At 74.8% G+C, this 18,656-nt stretch carries 19 protein-coding genes; 13 read left to right on the forward strand and 6 right to left on the reverse strand.

Going from position 1 to position 18,656, the window contains the following annotated elements:
- Positions 1-61: 61 nt before the first annotated feature.
- Together ACFWN3_RS17095 and ACFWN3_RS17100 are read right to left on the reverse strand one after the other, a co-directional pair.
- Positions 62-703 carry a hypothetical protein gene (locus ACFWN3_RS17095; protein WP_377641676.1) on the reverse strand — a complete coding sequence of 214 codons (642 nt, stop codon included), beginning with the start codon at positions 701-703 and terminating at the stop codon, positions 62-64.
- Complete coding sequence (locus tag ACFWN3_RS17100) at positions 700-1,236, reverse strand: RNA polymerase sigma factor (RefSeq protein WP_377641678.1); 537 nt, start codon at positions 1,234-1,236, stop codon at positions 700-702. Before ACFWN3_RS17100 ends, ACFWN3_RS17095 begins: the two co-directional genes overlap by 4 nt.
- Before the next feature lie 166 nt (positions 1,237-1,402).
- On the opposite strand from ACFWN3_RS17100, the gene ACFWN3_RS17105 reads away from it, so the two are divergent.
- The 9 genes from ACFWN3_RS17105 (at position 1,403) to ACFWN3_RS17145 (ending at position 8,650) form a co-directional block, all read left to right on the forward strand.
- Positions 1,403-1,942 (forward strand): hypothetical protein, encoded by a 540-nt coding sequence (locus ACFWN3_RS17105; protein ID WP_377641680.1) that lies wholly within the window; start codon positions 1,403-1,405, stop codon positions 1,940-1,942.
- The gene (locus tag ACFWN3_RS17110; protein WP_377641682.1) at positions 1,942-2,475 is read left to right on the forward strand and encodes a hypothetical protein; all 534 of its coding nucleotides are present in this window, start codon (positions 1,942-1,944) and stop codon (positions 2,473-2,475) included. Before ACFWN3_RS17105 ends, ACFWN3_RS17110 begins: the two co-directional genes overlap by 1 nt.
- Before the next feature lie 146 nt (positions 2,476-2,621).
- Positions 2,622-3,467 (forward strand): GNAT family N-acetyltransferase, encoded by an 846-nt coding sequence (locus ACFWN3_RS17115; protein ID WP_377641684.1) that lies wholly within the window; start codon positions 2,622-2,624, stop codon positions 3,465-3,467.
- Between the two features lie 28 nt (positions 3,468-3,495).
- Complete coding sequence (locus tag ACFWN3_RS17120; RefSeq protein ID WP_377641686.1) at positions 3,496-3,891, forward strand: DoxX family protein; 396 nt, start codon at positions 3,496-3,498, stop codon at positions 3,889-3,891.
- Positions 3,892-3,902: 11 nt separating this feature from the next.
- Positions 3,903-4,769 (forward strand): GNAT family N-acetyltransferase, encoded by an 867-nt coding sequence (locus ACFWN3_RS17125; protein ID WP_377641688.1) that lies wholly within the window; start codon positions 3,903-3,905, stop codon positions 4,767-4,769.
- A 54-nt stretch (positions 4,770-4,823) separates the two neighbouring features.
- The gene (locus ACFWN3_RS17130; RefSeq protein WP_377641690.1) at positions 4,824-5,240 is read left to right on the forward strand and encodes a nuclear transport factor 2 family protein; all 417 of its coding nucleotides are present in this window, start codon (positions 4,824-4,826) and stop codon (positions 5,238-5,240) included.
- Between the two features lie 73 nt (positions 5,241-5,313).
- Positions 5,314-7,077: a proline--tRNA ligase gene (locus tag ACFWN3_RS17135; RefSeq protein WP_377641692.1), complete on the forward strand. Its 1,764-nt coding sequence runs from the start codon at positions 5,314-5,316 to the stop codon at positions 7,075-7,077.
- A complete protein-coding gene (locus tag ACFWN3_RS17140) occupies positions 7,074-7,874 on the forward strand; it encodes an HAD family hydrolase (protein WP_377641694.1) in 801 nt (266 codons plus the stop codon). The genes ACFWN3_RS17135 and ACFWN3_RS17140 overlap by 4 nt, the downstream gene beginning before the upstream one ends.
- The gene (locus ACFWN3_RS17145) at positions 7,871-8,650 is read left to right on the forward strand and encodes a TSUP family transporter (RefSeq protein WP_377641696.1); all 780 of its coding nucleotides are present in this window, start codon (positions 7,871-7,873) and stop codon (positions 8,648-8,650) included. The genes ACFWN3_RS17140 and ACFWN3_RS17145 overlap by 4 nt, the downstream gene beginning before the upstream one ends.
- 47 nt (positions 8,651-8,697) lie before the next feature.
- Here ACFWN3_RS17145 and ACFWN3_RS17150 read toward each other — a convergent pair whose 3' ends face one another.
- A complete protein-coding gene (locus ACFWN3_RS17150) occupies positions 8,698-10,677 on the reverse strand; it encodes an alpha-amylase family protein (protein ID WP_377641698.1) in 1,980 nt (659 codons plus the stop codon).
- 101 nt (positions 10,678-10,778) lie between these two features.
- Here ACFWN3_RS17150 and ACFWN3_RS17155 point away from each other — a divergent pair, with 101 nt between their 5' ends.
- Genes ACFWN3_RS17155 through ACFWN3_RS17165 form a run of 3 tightly spaced genes read left to right on the forward strand, consistent with a single transcriptional unit; the run spans position 10,779 to position 13,638 of the window.
- Positions 10,779-12,242: a ferric reductase-like transmembrane domain-containing protein gene (locus ACFWN3_RS17155; RefSeq protein ID WP_377641700.1), complete on the forward strand. Its 1,464-nt coding sequence runs from the start codon at positions 10,779-10,781 to the stop codon at positions 12,240-12,242.
- Positions 12,243-12,268: 26 nt separating this feature from the next.
- Positions 12,269-12,811 carry an FMN-binding protein gene (locus ACFWN3_RS17160; RefSeq protein ID WP_377641702.1) on the forward strand — a complete coding sequence of 181 codons (543 nt, stop codon included), beginning with the start codon at positions 12,269-12,271 and terminating at the stop codon, positions 12,809-12,811.
- Positions 12,808-13,638, forward strand: a complete 831-nt coding sequence (locus tag ACFWN3_RS17165) for an FAD:protein FMN transferase (RefSeq protein ID WP_377641704.1) — start codon at positions 12,808-12,810, stop codon at positions 13,636-13,638. The genes ACFWN3_RS17160 and ACFWN3_RS17165 overlap by 4 nt, the downstream gene beginning before the upstream one ends.
- A gap of 491 nt (positions 13,639-14,129) precedes the next feature.
- Here the strand turns inward: ACFWN3_RS17165 and ACFWN3_RS17170 are convergent, their stop codons facing one another.
- From ACFWN3_RS17170 to ACFWN3_RS17180, 3 genes are read right to left on the reverse strand one after another with little or no spacing between them, the layout of a single operon-like run.
- Positions 14,130-16,124, reverse strand: coding sequence for a thioredoxin domain-containing protein (locus ACFWN3_RS17170; protein ID WP_377641706.1), 1,995 nt, complete (start codon positions 16,122-16,124; stop codon positions 14,130-14,132).
- 34 nt (positions 16,125-16,158) lie between these two features.
- On the reverse strand, positions 16,159-17,070 hold the full coding sequence (locus tag ACFWN3_RS17175; protein WP_377641708.1) for an aminoglycoside phosphotransferase family protein: 912 nt from the start codon (positions 17,068-17,070) through the stop codon (positions 16,159-16,161).
- Complete coding sequence (locus ACFWN3_RS17180) at positions 17,067-18,035, reverse strand: DUF4439 domain-containing protein (protein WP_377641710.1); 969 nt, start codon at positions 18,033-18,035, stop codon at positions 17,067-17,069. The genes ACFWN3_RS17175 and ACFWN3_RS17180 overlap by 4 nt, the downstream gene beginning before the upstream one ends.
- A gap of 99 nt (positions 18,036-18,134) precedes the next feature.
- Between ACFWN3_RS17180 and rimP the strand changes: the two genes are divergently transcribed.
- Positions 18,135-18,656, forward strand: coding sequence for a ribosome maturation factor RimP (rimP, locus tag ACFWN3_RS17185; RefSeq protein ID WP_377641712.1), 522 nt, complete (start codon positions 18,135-18,137; stop codon positions 18,654-18,656).

Raw genomic sequence — 18,656 nt, forward strand, 5'->3', positions numbered from 1 at the left:
CCCACCCCCACCGAGCGCGCCGACCCCGCCGATTCCGCCGACCCCGGCGAGCGAGCCGGGGTCAGCGGTCGAGGTCGACGGGCTCGCGGTCCGGGCCCCGGGGCCCCGGCACGCGGCGGTTGAGCGAGAACAGCCGACCGAGCACGGGCATGAGGACGATGTTGAGGCCGTGCAGGATCCCGATGACGAGGAGGATGCCGGCCACCCGGATGCTCGCGGCCTGCACCTGGTCGGGCGAGACCGTGCCGGTGCTCGAGTTGTTCCACCCCTCGTGCGGCGCGAACGTGCTCGTGCCGAGGATGTACGCGGCGAAGATGAGGTAGTAGACGACGTCGGTGAGCACGATGTAGCTCTTGCCGGTCAGCGGGTTGTCGTGGAAGACGTCGGCGGCGTACGCCCGGCCGAACCGCTTGATGAAGGGCCCGAGCCAGACGGCGAGGGCGAGGAGCACGAGCGTGGTGCCGACTTCGAGGATCCACCAGGGCATGGCGAGGGCTCCGTCCGGATAGCGGGGGGTGAGGGTGAGCACGGCGACCGTCGCGGCCACGACGACGCCGATGCCGGCGGCCCCGGCGAGGGCGAGACTCCGGCGGCGGCGCCGGTCGGCGGCGATGCTGTCGACGACGCGGTCGAACAGGTCGGTGGACGGGGTGGTGGGGGCGTCGCGCAGGGCGTGCGAGATGCGGTCCTCGAGGTGGGTCATCGGTGGGCCTCCAGGGTCGTGCCGAGGGTGTCGAGACCGCGCTGCAGGTGGGTCTTGACCGTGTTGGCCGACAGGCCCAGGGTCGCGGCGATCTCGGCCACGGGCATGTCGTAGTAGTAGCGCAGCGTCACGCAGTCGCGCTGGCGCCGGGGCAGCGCCCGCAGCGCGTCGACGACCGCGGCGCGCTCGGCGCGCTCCTCGGCGGTCTCGGCCGCCGACGGGGCATCGGGGTGGGCGGGGGGCCGGTGTCGCCACGAGACGAACCCGCGACGGTTGTGGTCCCGGGCGAGGTTGATGACGATCGAGCGGAGGTAGGCCGCCGCCCTCGCCTGGTCGCGCAGGCGACCGCTGCTGCGCGCGAAGCGGATGAAGGCCTCCTGGACGAGGTCCTCGGCTGCCGTCGTGTCGTCGACGTAGAACCGGGCGAGCCGGGTGAGGGAGGCGGCCTCGGCGTCGAAGAGCACCGCGACGTCGGGCACCTCCGCGGCAGGTGCCGCGAGGGAGCCCTGCGCGGTGAGCGAGGCGACCTCCATCACGGGAACGGACGAGCGAGACGGCGGTTCGGGTGACACCGGGTCCTGACGAATTCGCGCGTCGATCCTCGTCGAGGTCTGCGGGTCCCCGACGTCACCCTCCGGCGGGGCGGCGGACGTCTTCCTCGTGTCAGCACTCCTGCGGACCCGACCGGAAGGAAAGCCCATGTCCTCCACCTCCCGCCGCCTCGCCGTCGCCACGGCCATCGTGGCACTGACCGCCGCCCCCGCGGCAGCCCTTGCGGCACCGCACGGCCCCCTCGTCCGGGCGGACGGCCCGCTCTCGGACCTCCAGACCGCGACCGCCGGGCCGTTCGACGGCGCCCACGCGGCCTTCCAGGTGGTCGTCTCGGCGAAGGCCAGCCACGCCGTGCTGCGGGTGTCGGGCGTCGGCGCCGCGGCCGAGGGCGACACCTTCGGCGCCCACCTGCACGTCGGGCCGTGCGTCGCCGGCAACGGTGCCGCGGCCGGCGGCCACTACAACACCGACGTCCTCGCCGGGATCCTGCCGCCCGACAACGAGATCAGCGAGGACACCGAGGTGTGGCTCGACTTCACCGTGGAGGACGGGGCGGGGACGTCGACGGCGAAGGTCCCGTTCGTCCCCGTCGCCGGCACCCGCTCGGTCGTCGTCCACGCGATGGAGACCGACCACCACACCGGACTCGCCGGTGGCCGCCTCGCCTGCCTCCCGGTGGTGTGGTGATGGCGAGGACGGCGCGAGCCGCCGCCCTCGGCCTCGTCCTCGGTCTCGTCTGGGGGAGCGTGGCCCGCGGCTTCATGCGGCTGCTGGCGACCTCGCCGGAGTTCACCTGGTCGGGGACCCTCTTCATCATCGGGACGGCCGGGCTCGTCGGCGCCCTCGTCGCCGTCGTGCGCTCGCAGCGGCTCGCCGGGCGGTCGTGGTGGTGGCGCCTGCTCGGGCTGCCGTTCGTCCTGCTCTTCAGTGCGGCCGGCGCGATCATGGCGCCCGGGGTGGCCGGGGTCGTCATGCTCACCGACCGGCGGCGCTGGCTCGCACTGCCCGGGGTCGCCCTCGTCGGGCTGACCCTGTGGGTCACCTGGCAGGACGTCGAGCAGCCGCTCTCGCCGAGGCAGGGAGCGGGCGTCCTCATCATGCTCGTGTGCCTGGTCGTCGAGGGAGTGGCGGCCCGCGAGCTCGTCCGGCGGTGGCGTCCGCAGGTGGCGTCCGCCCCGAGCGAGACGGAGCCCGCCGGGAGGGTCGGCGTGCCCGCCTGAGGGGTGCCGGGTCGCCCGCCCATGGGCTCCCCCCGGGTTCCCCGTCCTTCCCACCGGAGGCCTTCCGGTGGGAAGGACCGGTGTCCGGGTGGGCCCCCGCAGACGGACAGGGGCGGTGGGGAGCACCGGGGCCCTACGCTGGTGCCGTGCTGCGCACGCGCTCCCCGGTCCGTCCACTGTCGCTCGCCGACCGTGACGACGCCCTCGCCGTGTGCGCCCGTGACCTCCCGCGCGGGGTGTTCGTCGCCGCACGCGTCCTCGAGGGGGCGCGCACCGGGTCGCTGACGAGCGTCCTCGGCCACCGGGTCGACGGCGAGCTGACGTCCCTGTGCTGGGCCAGCGCCAACGTCGTCCCCGTCGCGACGACCGAGGAGAGCCGTCCGGCCTTCGCGGAGCGGGTGCGCCGCTGGCGGGGTCGCTGCGCCTCGGTGTTCGGCCCCCGTGATGAGGTCGACGGGATGTGGCGACAGCTCTCGCCGTTCTGGGGCCCGGCCCGGTCGATGCGCGCGCACCAGCCGCTCCTCGTCGCCGACCGGCCACCGTCGGCCCTCGGGGTCGAGCTCGACCCCCGGGTGCGCCCCGCGCGTCCCGAGGAGGTCGACCTCATCCTCCCGGCCGCCGAGCACATGTTCACGGCCGAGATCGGCTACCCGCCCTACCGGGGGAGCGACCGCGGCTACCGGGCCTCGCTCACGGCGCTCGCCGCCCGTGGCCACACCTTCGTCGTCATCGAGGACGGCGAGGTCATCTTCAAGACCGACGTCGGCAGCCTCGCCCTCGGCTGCGCCCAGCTCCAGGGCGTCTGGCTGGCGCCGCGGCTGCGCGGGCAGGGGCTCGCGGTGCCGATGCTCGCGAGCGTCCTCGAGCAGGTGATGGTCGGGCCGGCGCCGATGGTCTCGCTGTACGTCAACGACTTCAACGCCGCGGCGCGGGCCACCTACGAGCGGCTCGGCTTCCGCCAGGTCGGCGACTTCACGACCGTGCTGCTCTGACCTGCGGCCCGGGGTGGTTTGATCAGGCATGGCCAGCGTCCCACCCCTCAGCCGTGACGTCGCGGGACTCGCGACGATCCTCGCGACGTCGGGCGTCATCCACCTCCTGCGGCCGGAGGTGTACGAGGGGATCGTGCCGCACGTCCTGCCCCGCAAGCGCCTCCTCGTCCACGCCAGTGGGATCGCCGAGATCGCCTGTGCCGCAGGGCTGCTCCACCCCGCCACCCGTCGAGCAGCCGGCTGGGGATCCGCGGCACTGCTCGTCGCGGTCTTCCCGGCGAACGTCCAGATGAGCGTCGACCACGGCCGGCGGGCGGCCCGGCGGGGCGACACCCCCTCGCGGGCGACCTTCGTCGCCACCCTCGCCCGCCTCCCGCTCCAGTGGCCGATGGTCCGGACGGCGCTGCGCGCCGCCGGACGCTGACGGCGGCCTTGGTGTCGACCCTCGTGTGGCGGCCGGTGACCGAGGCCGACCTGCCCGCCCTCCACCACCTCGCCGCCTGCTGCCTCGAGCGCGACGGTGGGCTGCCCCACCTCGCGGGCGAGCCGATGCTGCGGCGCTACTTCCTCAGCGGGCCGGGCATCATCGGCACCGACGAGACCGGTGACGCCGTCGCCGCGGCCTCGGTCTTCCGCGACGGCAGCGGGCACCGGACGGCCACGGGGCTGGTCCACCCCTCGTCGCGCGGCCTGGGCCACGGACACGCGTTGTTCGCCTTCTGCCGCGAGCAGTCCGGCGGCGCGCTGCTGCGCGTGGCGGTCGAGACGAGCTCTCCCGAGTGGGAGGAGATGGTCGCCGAGCTGGGCCTGGTCCAGACCTTCGCCGAGCACGTCATGCGGCACGACCTGGTCGACGTGCCGCGGGTCAAGCGGCCCGAGGGCCTCACGAGCGCGCGCTGGACCCCCGAGACGGCGCCGCTGTTCCACGACGCGTACCGGCGTTCCTTCGCCGACCGGCCGGGGTTCCCCGACCCCCCGCTCGAGGAGTGGGTGGCAGACGTCTCGGCGGAGGAGGGGTTCCGGCCGTCGGCGTCGCGGGTCGTCCTCGACGCCGACGGCGTCCCGGTCGGGTTCGTCAACCTCATCGACGACTGGGTCGACCAGGTCGGCGTCGTGCCCGCCTGGCGCGGCCACGGACTCGGGGCCCACCTCGTCGCCCGGTCGCTGCGCGCGCTGCGCAAGGCCGGCTGCGAGCAGGTGTGGCTCACCGTCAACGTCGACAACCCGGCCCACGACCTCTACCTGCGCCTGGGCTTCCGTGACGCCGGGCTTCGCGCCCGCTACGAGGAGACCGTGCGCTGACGGCGCGCTGATCTCGTGCTGGCCACCGGGGGCCGGCAGTGGGACGCTGTCGAGATGGCTGAGGAGGGCACCGACCACGTCACGCTCGTCACCGACTACCTCGCGGCGGCACAGCGGGCCCGCACGTCGCGCGAGGCGGCGGACTTCGAGGCCGTCCGGGGCTTCTTCCACCCCGACGCGACCATCCAGCTGGCCGCGGCCTGGGGCCACGACCCCTGGCGCGTCGTGCACCGCTCGGCCGACGAGATCCTCGAGCGGCTGCGGGCGCCCATCAACACCGCGACCAGCCTGACGACCGAGGACGTCAACGTCGTCCGGGCCGGCGACGACGTCCTCGTCGAGCAGCGGTCGACGCTCCACCAGGACGGCCGCGACCTCGTGAGCATGGTCTGCCACCTCTTCACCGTCCGGGACGGGCGGATCGCCGCCATCCGGGCCTACCGCAACGACCTGGGCCTGCCCCAGGGGTGATCGCCGGGCCGCGCCCGTCGTTATCCTTGCGGGGTTGTCCTCCCCACCACCCCGACGGAGCCTCCCCGTGGCCATGCGCATGTCGTCCCTGTTCCTGCGAACCCTTCGCGAGAACCCGGCGGACGCCGAGGTCCCGAGCCACCAGCTGCTCGTCCGGGCCGGCTACATCCGCCGGGTGAGCCCCGGCATCTACACGTGGCTGCCGCTCGGCCTGAAGGTGCTGCGCCGCGTCGAGGCGATCGTGCGCGAGGAGATGGACGCCATCGGCGCCCAGGAGCTGCTCTTCCCGGCCCTCCTGCCGCGTGAGCCCTACGAGGCGTCGGGTCGCTGGGAGGAGTACGGCGACAACGTGTTCCGCCTCCAGGACCGCAAGGGCGCCGACTACCTCCTCGGGCCGACCCACGAGGAGATGTTCACCCTCGCGGTCAAGGACCTCTACAGCTCGTACAAGGACCTCCCGCTCGCGATCTACCAGATCCAGAACAAGTACCGCGACGAGGCCCGCCCGCGCGCCGGGGTGCTGCGCGGCCGCGAGTTCGTCATGAAGGACAGCTACTCCTTCGACCTCGACGAGGCCGGTCTCGACAAGAGCTACCAGCTGCACCGCGACGCCTACGTGCGGATCTTCGACCGCCTCGGCTTCCACTACGTCATCGTCCAGGCGATGGCCGGCGCCATGGGCGGCTCGAAGTCCGAGGAGTTCCTCGCGACCGCCGAGAACGGCGAGGACACCTACGTCCGGTGCGCCAACTGCGGCTTCGCCGCCAACGTCGAGGCCGTGCGCGTTCCGGTCCCCGACGCCGTCGACGCCACGGACCTCCCGGCGGCGCACGTCGAGGACACCCCCGACACCCCGACCATCGAGACGCTCGTCGCCCACCTCAACGCCGCCTTCCCGCGGGAGGCCGGGCACGCCTGGACCGCCGCCGACACCCTCAAGAACGTCGTCGTCATGCTCGTCCACCCCGACGGCACCCGGGAGCCGCTGGCCATCGGGCTCGCGGGCGACCGCGACGTCGACGAGAAGCGTCTCGGCGCCCAGGTCGAGCCGGCGCGCGTCGAGGCCTTCGACGAGAAGGACTTCGCGCGCTACCCGACGCTGGCCAAGGGCTACATCGGCCCCGGCGCCCTCGGCCTCGAGCAGAGCACCGGCATCCGCTACCTCCTCGACCCGCGGGTCGTCGACGGCACCGCATGGGTCACGGGCGCCGACGAGAGCGGCCGGCACGTCCTCGACCTCGTCGCGGGTCGCGACTTCACGGCCGACGGGACCATCGAGGCCGCCGAGGTCCGCGACGGCGACGAGTGCCCCTCGTGCGGCCACGGCCTCGAGTCGGCTCGTGGCATCGAGATGGGGCACATCTTCCAGCTCGGCACGAAGTACGCCGAGGCGCTCGACCTCAAGGTCCTCGACGAGAACGGCAAGCTGCGCACCGTCATCATGGGGTCCTACGGGGTCGGGGTCTCGCGGGCCGTGGCCTGCGTCGCCGAGGGCAACCACGACGAGCAGGGGCTCGTCTGGCCCCGAGCCCTCGCGCCCTTCGACGTCCACCTCGTCGCCACCGGCAAGGACGAGGCCGTCGCGACCTACGCCGAGGAGCTGACCCGCGAGCTCGAGGCGCGCGGGGTCGAGGTGCTCCTCGACGACCGGCGCCAGGCGAGCCCGGGCGTGAAGTTCAAGGACGCCGAGCTCATCGGGGTCCCGACGATCGTCGTCGTCGGCCGCGGCCTGGCCGACGGCACCATCGAGGTCAAGGACCGCCGGTCCGGCGAGCGCCGCGAGGTCGCCGTCGCGTCGGCGGTGCAGGAGATCCTCACCGAGATCGGCCGCGCGTGAGCGACGGCGGTGCCCGCGTCGAGGCCGACCCCGACGCGGGCATCGACGCCGTCGTCTTCGACTGGGGCGGCACCCTGACCCCGTGGCACGACGTCGACCTGCCCGAGCAGTGGCGGGTCTTCGCGCGCGAGGTCCACGGCGTGCCGATCTCGTCGCCCGAGGTGTCGCAGGCCGACCTCGACGAGGCCCACCGCCTCGCCGACCGGATCCTCGAGGTCGAGAGCTCCGCGTGGCGCCGCGGTCGCGACGACCACAGCAGCGCCGCGCTCGCCGACATCCTCGACGAGGCCGGCGTCGACCCCGAGCACGACCGGCACCACCTCGCCCTCGCGGCGTACCGCGGGTTCTGGGAGCCGCACACGCTGACCGACCCGCAGGTGCGGCCGCTGTGGGAGGGCCTGCGCGAGCGCGGCATCAAGGTGGGGGTGCTGTCGAACACCATCTGGTCGCGCGATTACCACCGGGGGATCTTCGAGCGTGACGGCGTCCTCGACCTCGTCGACGCCGACGTGTACTCGAGCGAGATCGACCACGTGAAGCCGCACCCCGAGGCCTTCCGCGCCGCGTGCCGCGCCCTCGGTGTCGAGCCGACCCGGTCGGTGTACGTCGGCGACCGGCTCTTCGAGGACGTCCACGGGCCGCAGCAGGTCGGGATGCGCGCGATCTGGGTGCCGCACAGCGACATCCCCGCGGGGCAGAAGGTCGAGGTCGACGCGGTCCCCGACGCGCGGGCCCACGAGCTGCTCGACGTCCTCGCCATCGTCGACGGCTGGGTGTCCGGCACCGCCCCCTCGTGAGCGACCCCGGCCTCGAGGTCGTCGCCCTCCTCGGGCTCGCCGGATTCGTCGCCGGCTGGATCGACGCCGTCGTGGGCGGCGGCGGGCTCGTCCAGCTGCCCGCGCTGCTCATCGGGCTGCCGGGCGCCACGCCCGCCCAGGTCCTGGCGACGAACAAGTTCGGCTCGGTGTGGGGGACCGCCACCGCGTCGCTCACCTACTGGAAGCGGGTGCGGCCCGACCTGCGGACGGCCCTGCCGATGGCGGCCGTCGCCTACGTCGGGGCGATCGGCGGAGCCCTCCTCGGGCTGCACATCCCGAAGTCGCTGTTCAACCCCGTGATCCTCGTGCTCCTCGTCGCCGTCGGCGCCTACACGCTGCTCAGGCCGTCGTTGGGCGAGGCCACCCAGCTGCGGTGGTCGGGGCACCGGCACACCGTCGCCGCGATGCTCACCGGCTTCGTCATCGGGGTCTACGACGGCGCCCTCGGGCCGGGCACCGGGTCGTTCATGGTCTTCGCGCTCGTCGGGCTCATGGGGTACGCCTTCCTCGAGGCGAGCGCCAAGGCGAAGATCGCCAACCTCGCGACGAACCTCGGGGCGCTGACCGTCTTCGTCCCCGGGGGACACGTCGTGTGGAAGGTCGGGGTCGTCATGGCCGCGACGAACCTCGTCGGCGGGTGGGTCGGCGCCCGGACCGCCGTCAGGCTCGGGAGCCGCTTCGTGCGGGGCGTGTTCGTCGTCATCGTCGCGGCGTTCGTCGTGCGCATCGGAGGAGACCTCGCCGGCCTCTGGTGAGTCGGGGGTCACCTCGAACCCGCGGGGCCGAGCGGCGGCACGACGGGTCAGGTCGTTGGGGTGGTGAGCCAGAGGACGCCGTAGGGGGGCAGCACGACGGTTCCGCGGCTCCAGGGGAGGGCCTCACCGGTGATCTCGTCGCGGGCCTCGGCGACCCCGAGCTCGTGGAGGCGGTGGTCGTACCAGGGCCGCGGCTCCGGCGTGACGTTGTAGACCCCGACGAAGCGGCCCACGGGGTGGTCGCGGACGGTCACGAGGACGCCGGGGTCGTCGACCGGGCCGATCCGCGTCTCGACCGACCCGTGGAGGTGGGGGAGCGAGGCGCGGGTCCGCACGAGCGACACGACGTCCTCGAAGACCCGCCCCGCGACGGTGGAGCGGTCGTGCCGGTCGGCGACGGCCCGCGGGTCGAGCCGCGGCCGGTGGGCCCAGCGGTTGTCGTCCTCGTGGCCGGGCTCGTCGGCCCAGTGCGGGTCGTTGGGCTGGCCGAGCTCGTCACCGCTCCAGATGACCGGGATGCCGCCCCAGCCGATGACGAGGGCGTGGGCGAGGCGCAGCGCGGCGACCGCGAGGTCGACCTCGGCCGGCGACGACGCGGCCTCGAGGCCGATGAGGGAGGCCGCCGTGCCGCTCGTGCGCATGTCGCCCGTCGCGGGGTTGTGCTGGAAGACCAGGCCGCGGCCGGAGGAGCCGGGGAAGTCGCCGGCGTACCAGCGGGCGAGGAAGGAGCGGTGGCCCGGACCGGTGAGGCCGAGGGCCCACGCGTCCTCGTCCATGATCGCCCAGCCGATGTCGTCGTGGCAGCGCAGGTAGGTCAGCCACGTGGCCGTGAGCGGCTTCGGCGGCAGGGCGGCGAGGGTGTGGGCGGCGAGGCGGACGTCGCGCGCGGCGAGCATCGACCACACCTGGACCATGAGGCTGTTGTGGTACGCGAGGTCGCTGACCTTGCCCGTGTAGCCGCCGGTGCCGAGGTAGGCGAGCAGCTTGGTGGGCGCGACGATCGCCTCGGCCTTGAACGCGACCGCCGGGCAGGCGATCCGGGTGACGGCCCGGAGCACCTGGGTGACGGCGTGGACCTCGGGCTCGCCCTGGCAGTCGGTGCCGAGCCGCTTCCACATGAAGGCGATGGCGTCGAGCCGCAGGACGTCGACCCCGCGGTTGGCGAGGTCGAGGATGATGCCCGCGTACTCGCGCAGGACCGCGGGGTTGGCCCAGTTGACGTCCCACTGGAACTCGTTGAAGGTCGTCCAGACCCAGCCACCGAGCTCGTCGTCCCACGTGAAGTTCCCGGGGGCGAAGTCGGGGAAGACGTCGGGGAGGGTGCGCTCGTAGGCGTCCGGCACGGTCCGGTCCGGGAAGACGTGGAAGTACTCGCGGTAGGCCGCGTCGCCGGCCCGGGCCCGCTCCGCCCAGTCGTGCTCCCGGGCCACGTGGTTGAGGACGAGGTCGAGGACGAGGCTGATGCCGGCGTCGTGGAGGTCCTCGGCGAGGGCCTCGAGGTCGTCCATCGTGCCGAGGTCGGGGCGCACCGAGCGGTAGTCGGCCACGGCGTAGCCGCCGTCGTTGTCGCCCTCGCGGGGGCGGAGGAGGGGCATGAGGTGGAGATAGCCGACACCGAGCTCGCGCAGGTAGGGCAGGCGGTCGGTCACCCCACGCAGGTCGCCGGCGAAGCGCTCGGTGTAGGCCGCGTAGCCGACGAGGCCGGGGTCCTGGAGCCAGTCGGGGCGCAGCATCCGGTCGAGGTCGCGGCGGTGGAGCCGGTCGGAGCGGGCGCCGTAGGCGGTGTGGGCGAGCTCGACGAGGTCGGCCGCGAGCCCCGGTGCGCGCTCGCCCCCGTAGAGGAGGGCCAGGCCGCCGACGAGGTCGGGGAGCCAGCGCTCGACGCGCGCCTGGAACATCGTGGCCCGGTCGTCGGAGGGGGTTCGAGCCGACGCTCCGTCGCGGTCACCCGACACCGTGGACGGGGTCGTGGGCCCGGAACCCGTCGTGGGGACGGCCGTCGGGGGCGGGGGCACCGGTGCGCTCACCACCGCATTGTTGCGGAAGTGCGGAACCGTTTCCACACGCTCATGGCCGGGACCGACCGACGTCACAGCAACCGCACAGCGCGCGAGCCGACGGTGATCCCATGACGACGACCACGGCGGGCCCCGCGGCCCCGCCCGCCCCCGCACCCGGCACCGCACCCGCACCCGCTCGTGGTGGACCGGCTCCTGGCGCGGCGCCCCGGACGCGCCGGCGCCCGGTCCCGCGGTGGTGGCGCGACGCCGGGGTCGGCTGTCTGTGGGCCGTCCTCCTCGCGGTCACGGCGCTCTGGGTCGCGGGGGGAGGGGTCGGGGACCTCGGCTCGGTCGCCGGCGCGCTCACGTCGACCGGTCGCCTCACCGGACTCGTCGCGTCGGCCCTGCTCCTCGTCCAGGTGCTCCTCATGGCGCGGGTGCCGTGGGTCGAGCACGCGTGGGGACAGGACGCCCTCGCGCGCACCCACCGGCTCGTCGGCTTCACCTCCTTCACCCTGCTCATGGCCCACGTCGTGCTCATCACCCTCGGGTACGCCGCGAGCTCGCCCGAGGGACTGTGGGGCACGGTGGTCGACCTCGTCGTCGACTACCCCGGGATGCTCCTCGCGGTGGCCGGGACGCTCGCCCTCGTCATGGTCGTCGTCACCTCGGTCCGCCGCGCCCGGCGCCGGCTGCGCTACGAGTCGTGGCACCTCATCCACCTCTACGGCTACCTCGGGGCCGGGCTCGTGCTGCCGCACCAGCTCTGGACCGGGGCCGAGTTCCTCGACTCGACCGTCGCGACGGTGTTCTGGTGGTCCCTGTGGGCCGTGGCCGCGGCTGCCGTCCTCGTGTTCCGCCTCGGCCTGCCGCTGTGGCGCTCGCTGTCGGCGCCGGTGCGCGTCGTCGAGGTCAGGCAGGAGGGCCCGGGCGTCACGACGGTGACCCTCGGCGGTCCCGGTGTCCGCCGGATCCCGGCGCGGGCCGGGCAGTTCTTCCAGTGGCGCTTCCTCGGAGGACCGGGGTGGAGCCGCGCGAACCCGTACTCGCTGTCGGCGGCCCCCGACGGGCGCACGCTGCGCCTCACCGCGGCCCACGCCGGAGACGGGTCCGCGCGCCTCTCGACCCTGGTCCCCGGGACCCGCGTGCTGCTCGAGGGGCCGTACGGGCGCCTCCACGAGGGAGTGCGCACCCGACGCAAGGTCCTGCTCATGGGTTCGGGGATCGGCATCACGCCGCTGCGCGCCCTCCTCGAGGACCTCGAGCAGGCGCCGGGCGACGTCACCGTCATCCACCGCGTGCACACCGCCGCGCAGGCGGTCCTCGGCGACGAGATCGCGGCCCTGGCCACCGACCGGGGAGCGCGCTACCTCGTCGTCGAGGGCCCGCGGGTCGACGACCGGCCCAGCTGGCTGCCCCGCCAGGCCCGCCACCTCACCGACGCCCAGGCCCTGCTCGACGTCGTCCCCGACGTCGCCGAGCACGACGTGTTCGTCTGCGGCCCCGACGGCTGGATGGACGCCGTCCGGACCGCCGCCCTCGAGGCCGGCGTCGCCCCCTCGGCCGTCCACCTCGAGCGCTTCACCTCCTGACCCCTCCCACCCGACCGGAGCCCCGCATGCGTCGCATCACCCTCTGGACCGCCAGCACCGTCTCGGCGCTCGTCCTCCTCTTCAGCTACCACACGTCCACGAACGCCGCGGCCGGCACGAGCGTGGTCGCGCTCGCCGGCAACGGCTCGGCCGGGTCGTCCGCGGGCGGCACGACCGACCCCGGGACGACGTCGGACTCCGGCTCCTCGAGCTCGGACTCCCCGGACTCCGGCTCCTCGAGCTCCGACCAGGGCTCCACGGCCGACTCGGGGTCGTCGGACTCCGCCGCCTCGGCGGGGACGTACACCGGTGACGCCGTGGGCACCCGCTACGGCGACGTCCAGGTCGAGATCACGGTCACCGACGGCAAGGTCACCGCGTCGCGGGTCGTGCAGGTGCCGTGGAACGACCACAAGGACCAGGAGATCAACACCTACGCGGTCCCGATCCTCAACGAGGAGGCGGTCGCCGCCCAGAGCGCCGACATCGACATGGTCTCGGGTGCGACGTACACGTCCGAGGGCTACATCGGCTCCCTCCAGTCGGCGCTGGACCAGGCGGGGCTGTGAGCGCCGCGGCCACGGCGCCCGCCACGGCGAGCACGCCACCGAGCGCCCCACCCGACCCCGCGGCCCACCGCGCCGGCCGCGGCGCGTGGGTCGAGGTCGTCATGGGGATGCCGGTGTCGGTGCACGTGCGGGCCGTGGACCCCGCGCGGGAGGAGGTCGAGGCGGCGGTCGGGCGGGTCTTCGCACACCTGCGCCGGGTCGATGCCGCCCTCAGCACGTGGCGGTCCGACAGCGACCTGCTCCGGCTCCAGCACGGCGAGACCGGCGAGGACGACGTCCTGCACCCGTGGGTCGCCGACGTCGCCGAGCTCTGCCTCGAGGCCGAGGACCGCACCGACGGCCTGTTCTCGGCCTGGCGACCCGCCTGGGGCAGCCGGGGCCCCGCGCCGGGCCGTCCCGTCTTCGACCCCACCGGCCTCGTCAAGGGCTGGGCCGTCGCCGCGGCCGCCGAGCACCTCGCCCTCGTGCCCGGGGCGACCTGGGCCGTCGGCGCGGGTGGCGACGTCGCCGTGGGCTCGGGTCCCGGGCCCTCCGACGACCCCGCCCCGTGGCGCGTGGGCATCGAGGACCCGCGCGACCCGACGCGGGTCGTCGAGGTCGTCGAGCTCCGGCGGGGAGGGGTCGCCACGTCGGGCGCCGCCCGACGCGGCGACCACGTCGTCGACCCCCGGACCGGCACGGGCGTCGCACGGCCCGGGTCGGCGACCGTCGTGGGGACGGACCTGCTCTGGGCCGACGTCTGGGCGACCGCGGCGTGGGTGGACCCCGCGAGGGCGCAGCGCCTCCTCGCCGAGCGCGACCCGTCCTACCGGCTCCTCCTCGCCTGACCCTCGCGGTCGACCGCACGGCGTGACCATCTCCTGGGATGCCGATCCGACGGGTGGGAACACCCCTTGCCTCGGGCCCGGTGGGCTTCTACGCTGCGAACACTCAGCCGGGTTTCAGCAGGGGAGCCCGACAGTGAGTCACCGAGGATGGGCCATGTCCCGAGCTGTGCTCCATGCGCTCGAGGCGACCCCCACCCTCTCGAGCACGACCATCACCCACCCTCGACGCGGCTGCTCCGGCACATCGTGGAGAGGGCTCGGCACGGTCCGACTGACCTCGGACCACCCGTTCGTGCCGCCCCTTCGGGGGCGCGCGCCCGCAGTACCCTCCGCCGGCACTCGTGCCGGGGGACCGGGTGCTGGACGGATGCCGAGTGGCGGTGGCAGGCCCTCCCGGGTCGGCTGCCTTCCTCTGTGCCTCTCGGCATCCGTAGGGCGCCGAGCGCGGTCAGCAGGCACGGGCGCGGCGCACACCGGGCCGGGAGCCGGCCTCAGCTCCCGGTCGCCAGCGCCGCCGTGAGCTCCTCCGTCGTCGTCACCGGCCGGTCGCACACGAACCCCCGGCAGACGTACGCCGCCGCCGAGCCGCCGACGAGCGGCCGGTCGGCGAGCAGGGGCACGCCGTCGGCGTCTGGCGGGCCGAAGGCCACGACGAGACCCGGCGAGGTCGCCGCGAACGCCACCCGGCGGAGGCCGTCGGCGTCCGGGCCGTCACCGACCACCGCCACCTGGAGCGGCCCCGCCAGCACCGCCTCGGCGACGGCCAGGCTCCAGCCGGCGAACCGGGGGTCCGAGGTCGCGACCGACCCACAGGCGTCGAGGACGCGGCCGGCGGCCTCGCGGTGCGTGGTGGACCCGGTCAGGGCCGAGAGGGTCAGCAGCGCACCCGCGAGGGACGACGCGCCACAGGGCTCGGCGAGGTCGGTGCGCGCCGCGGGCCGGGCGAACAGCGCCCCCGCGTCGTGGGCCGTGTCGTGCGGCACGCCGTCGGCGTCGACGAAGCGGGTCAGGGCGTCGTCGAGCAGGCCCTGCGCGGCCTCGAGCCACGTGGCGTCGCCGGTCGCCTGGGCCAGCGCGAGCAGGCCCTCCGCGAGGTCGCCGTGGTCGTCGAGAACCGCCTCCGACGCCCCGACGACGCCGCCCCTCGACGTGCGCCGCAGCCGTCCGTCGACGACGTGGAGGTCGAGGACGACGCGCGCCGCGACGACCGCGGCCTCGAGGAGGTCGGGGCGGTCGAGGAGGACGCCCGCCTCGGCGAGCCCGGCGACGGCCAGCCCGTTCCACGCCGTGACGACCTTGTCGTCGCGCGCGGGTTGCGGCCGGGTGTCCCGGGCCGCGAGGAGCCGGATCCGCACGTCGCCCCACCACGCGGTGTCGTCGGGGTCGCGCAGGAGACGGAGCGTCGAGGCCCCGTGCTCGAAGGACCCCTCGGGGGTCACCGCCAGGAGCTCGGCCGCGCGCCGGCCGTCCTCGGGACCCAGGACCTCGACGAGCTGGTCGGGCGTCCAGGCGTAGGTGAGGCCCTCGTGCGAGTGGCCGTCGACGACGGTGTCGGCATCGAGTGCCGACGCGAAGGCGCCCTCGCCGGTGCGCAGGTCGCGCAGGAGGAACTCGGCCGTCTCCTCGGCGACCCGACGGGCCAGCGGGTCGCCGGTCGCGCGCCACAGGTGGAGGTACACCCGGAGGAGCTGGGCGTTGTCGTAGAGCATCTTCTCGAAGTGCGGGACCACCCAGCCCGCGTCGACGCTGTACCGGGCGAAGCCGCCGGCCAGCTGGTCGTACATCCCGCCCCGTGCCATCGCGGCACCGGTGGCGCGCACCATCGCGAGGGCGTCGGCGTCGCCCGTGCGGGCGTGGTGGCGCAGGAGGAACTCGAGGACCGAGGACGGCGGGAACTTCGGTGCGCCCCCGAAGCCGCCCCTCGCGTCGTCGTGCTCGGCCCTCAGGCGACGAACTGCGGTGTCGCACACCGCGGCATCGATGCTCGTCGGCGCCGGGGGCCTGGTGACCTCGCGGAGCCGCGACGCCACGTGGGCGCCGCTCTCGACGACGCGCTCCCGGTCGGTGCGCCAGAGGTGGTCGGCCTGGCCGAGGAGCTGGAGGAGCTGGGGTCTGGGCAGGTAGGTGCCGGCGAAGAACGGGTCGGCGTCGAGGGTGAGCAGGCAGGTCATCGGCCAGCCGCCCTGCCCGGTGAGCGCGGTCGTCGCCGCCATGTACACGGCGTCCACGTCGGGCCGCTCCTCGCGGTCGACCTTGACCGCGACGAACCGGTCGTTGACGAGCGCGGCCACCTCGTCGTCCTCGAACGACTCGTGGGCCATGACGTGGCACCAGTGGCAGGCCGCGTACCCGACCGAGAGCAGGACCGGGACGTCGCGGCGGCGGGCCTCGGCGAAGGCCTCGTCGCCCCACTCCCACCAGTCGACCGGGTTGTCGGCGTGCTGGAGGAGGTAGGGGGAGAGGGAGTCCGCGAGCCGGTTCGCCATCACCCCACCGTAGGCGTCGCCATGCCGTGGTCCGTCAGTCGTCGAGGGCCTTGGCGAGGGCGATGCTGAACGAGACCTCCTCGGCGTTGTCGTCGTCGAGGGCCCACACGGCCTCGACGCCGCACCGCACGACGGTCCACCAGCGGGCGACGTCCTCGGGCACGCCCGCCGCGTCGCACCACGCGTCGACCCGCTGTCCCACCGACCAGCGCATCGCCGCTCCGGTGCCGAGCTCGTCGCGCCGGTTGCGCAGCACGGCGTGGAGGTCCCAGCCGGGGTGGCCCGCCCTCGGCTGGGGGTCGATGGCCAGCCACGGCTCGCGGTCCCCCGCGAGGACGTTCCCGAAGTGCAGGTCGCCGTGGACGAGGGTCGCCTCGGCCCCCGGGTCGCCCGAGAGCTCGCGGAGCAGCCCCGCGGAGCGGCTGACGAACCGGCGGGGGAGGGCGTCGCGGCGCGCGGCCTCCTCGAGCCAGCCGGCCGCCCACGGTGGCACGGTCGGCAGGGCCGGGGGAGCGGGGACGTGCAGCCGTGCGAGCAGCCCGCCGACGACCGCGCACGCCGCCTCGACCTCCACGGACGCCAGGTCGGTCGAGGCGTCGAGCCGTTCGAGGAGGAGCAGGCCCTCGCTCGGGAGCGCGGCGACGAGGCGGACCGACCCGTTCCCGTCCCAGTGGCGCAGGGCGAGGGGCTCGCCGTCGGTGTCGACGCTGCGGCGGACCACCTTGAGGACGAGCGGCTCGCCGTCGCGCAGCACGGGGGCGACGACCGCCGTCCACCCCGTCCGCACGGGCCCGTCGGCGACCAGGCCCCACCGCTCGAACGCCTCCGCGAGCAGCCGCGGCACGCGTGGAACCCACTGCGCACCGGACGGGCCGCCCTCGGGCGGCAGGCGCGAGACCCAGGCCAGCCAGCCGGCCGGGACCGGGGGCAGGTCGGGGGCGCTCACGCCAGGCCGGGGAAGGGGACGAGGTCGACGCCCCAGCGGTGGGCCTCGACCTCGACCGTCCCCAGCCAGCGGGTGGCGGCCCCGAGGCCGGTCGCGCCGTGCTCGGCGACGAGCGGCGCCAGGAGCGGACCGAGGTCGGCGCGCAGGGCGGTGAGGACCTCCCGGGCCAAGCGAGCGGCGTCGGCGGCGGAGTCGACGGGGAAGGGCAGGGCGTGGCCGAGCGCGGACTCGGAGCGGGCCCCGCCCGACAGCTGGTCGGCCCGCAGGGCGCGCAGGACGACGAGCGTGGCGTCGGACCGGTCGCGCTGGCGTCCGCTCGACCGGGCGCTGACGACCTCGAGGAGCCAGATGGCGGCCTCGGTCAGGGCGACCACCCGGGCCACGGTGTCCCCACCGACGGGGTCGCTCGGCACGTCCGGCGCGCGTCCGGCGAGGAGCGTCGCCGCGGCGTGCCGCTGGGCGTGCAGCGCGGCCACCGTCGCCCGCAGGTCGTCCTCGACGTCGGCGAAGGTCCCCGCGGCGGCCGCGGCCGCCGCCTCGAGGGCGCCGAGCGCGGCGCGTCCGTCGACCGTCGGGGACGGTGAGGGGGACGACGACGCCGAGGACCCCGACGGCGACGGGGCGGCGGAGGACCCCGCTGGTGCCGGCGCGTCGAGGTCGTCCGCCGGCACCTGGCGGCGCAGCAGCGTCGTGCGCAGCACCGTGTGCTGGCGCCGGTGGAGGGCCGCGAGGTCGGCGGCGAGGTCGCCGTCGAGCGCCGCCGCCGCACTCGCGAGCGCGACCGTGTCACGGGTCAGCGCGACGAGCGCCTCCTCGACGGGCACGGGCGTGCGGGTGGGCACGAGGGGGACGCGGGGGGCGTCGTCCTCGAGGCGGATGCCGCACGCCGTCGCCGGGAGGACGGCCGCGCCCAGCAGCCCCGAGACGACCCACCGGCGGTCGACACCCCGTCCTCGCTCCGCCACGACCCCATCGTCGCACGCGGTTCGGGCCCGTCGAGGAGGTGGCCTAGAGTGGGGTCGTCGGCCTCACGCCGACTCAAACTTCAGAGAGGAGGGTCCGGCATGACCACCGCCGAGCAGATCCGACCCGACCTCGAGCAGGCCCTCGCGCCCACCGGACTCGTCCTCGAGGACGTCACGGTCACCCCCGCCGGCCACCGCCGCGTCGTCAAGGTCCTCGTCGACCGCGACCTCGCCGCCGAGCCGGACCTCGTCACCGAGCGCACCGACCCCCTCACTCTCGACGAGGTCGCCGACGCGACCCGCCTGGTCAGCGACGCCCTCGACGCGTCCGACTCCCTGGGCGAGCTCGCCTACACCCTCGAGGTCTCCTCGCCCGGTGTCGGCCGCCTCCTCACCGAACCCCGCCACTACCGGCGCAACGTCGGCCGCCTCGTCGAGGTGCACCTGGCCGACCGCGAGGTCACCGGTCGCCTGACCGCCGCCTCGAGCGCGCAGGCCACCCTCGAGGTGCCCGCGACGAAGAAGGACCCCGCACGCACCGAGACCCTCGCGTACGCCGAGGTCACGAAGGCCGTCGTGCAGGTGGAGTTCGCCCGTCCCGACGAGAGCAAGGAGAGCTGA

Source organism: Oryzobacter terrae (genome assembly GCF_042756445.1).
Taxonomy (GTDB): domain Bacteria; phylum Actinomycetota; class Actinomycetes; order Actinomycetales; family Dermatophilaceae; genus Oryzobacter; species Oryzobacter terrae.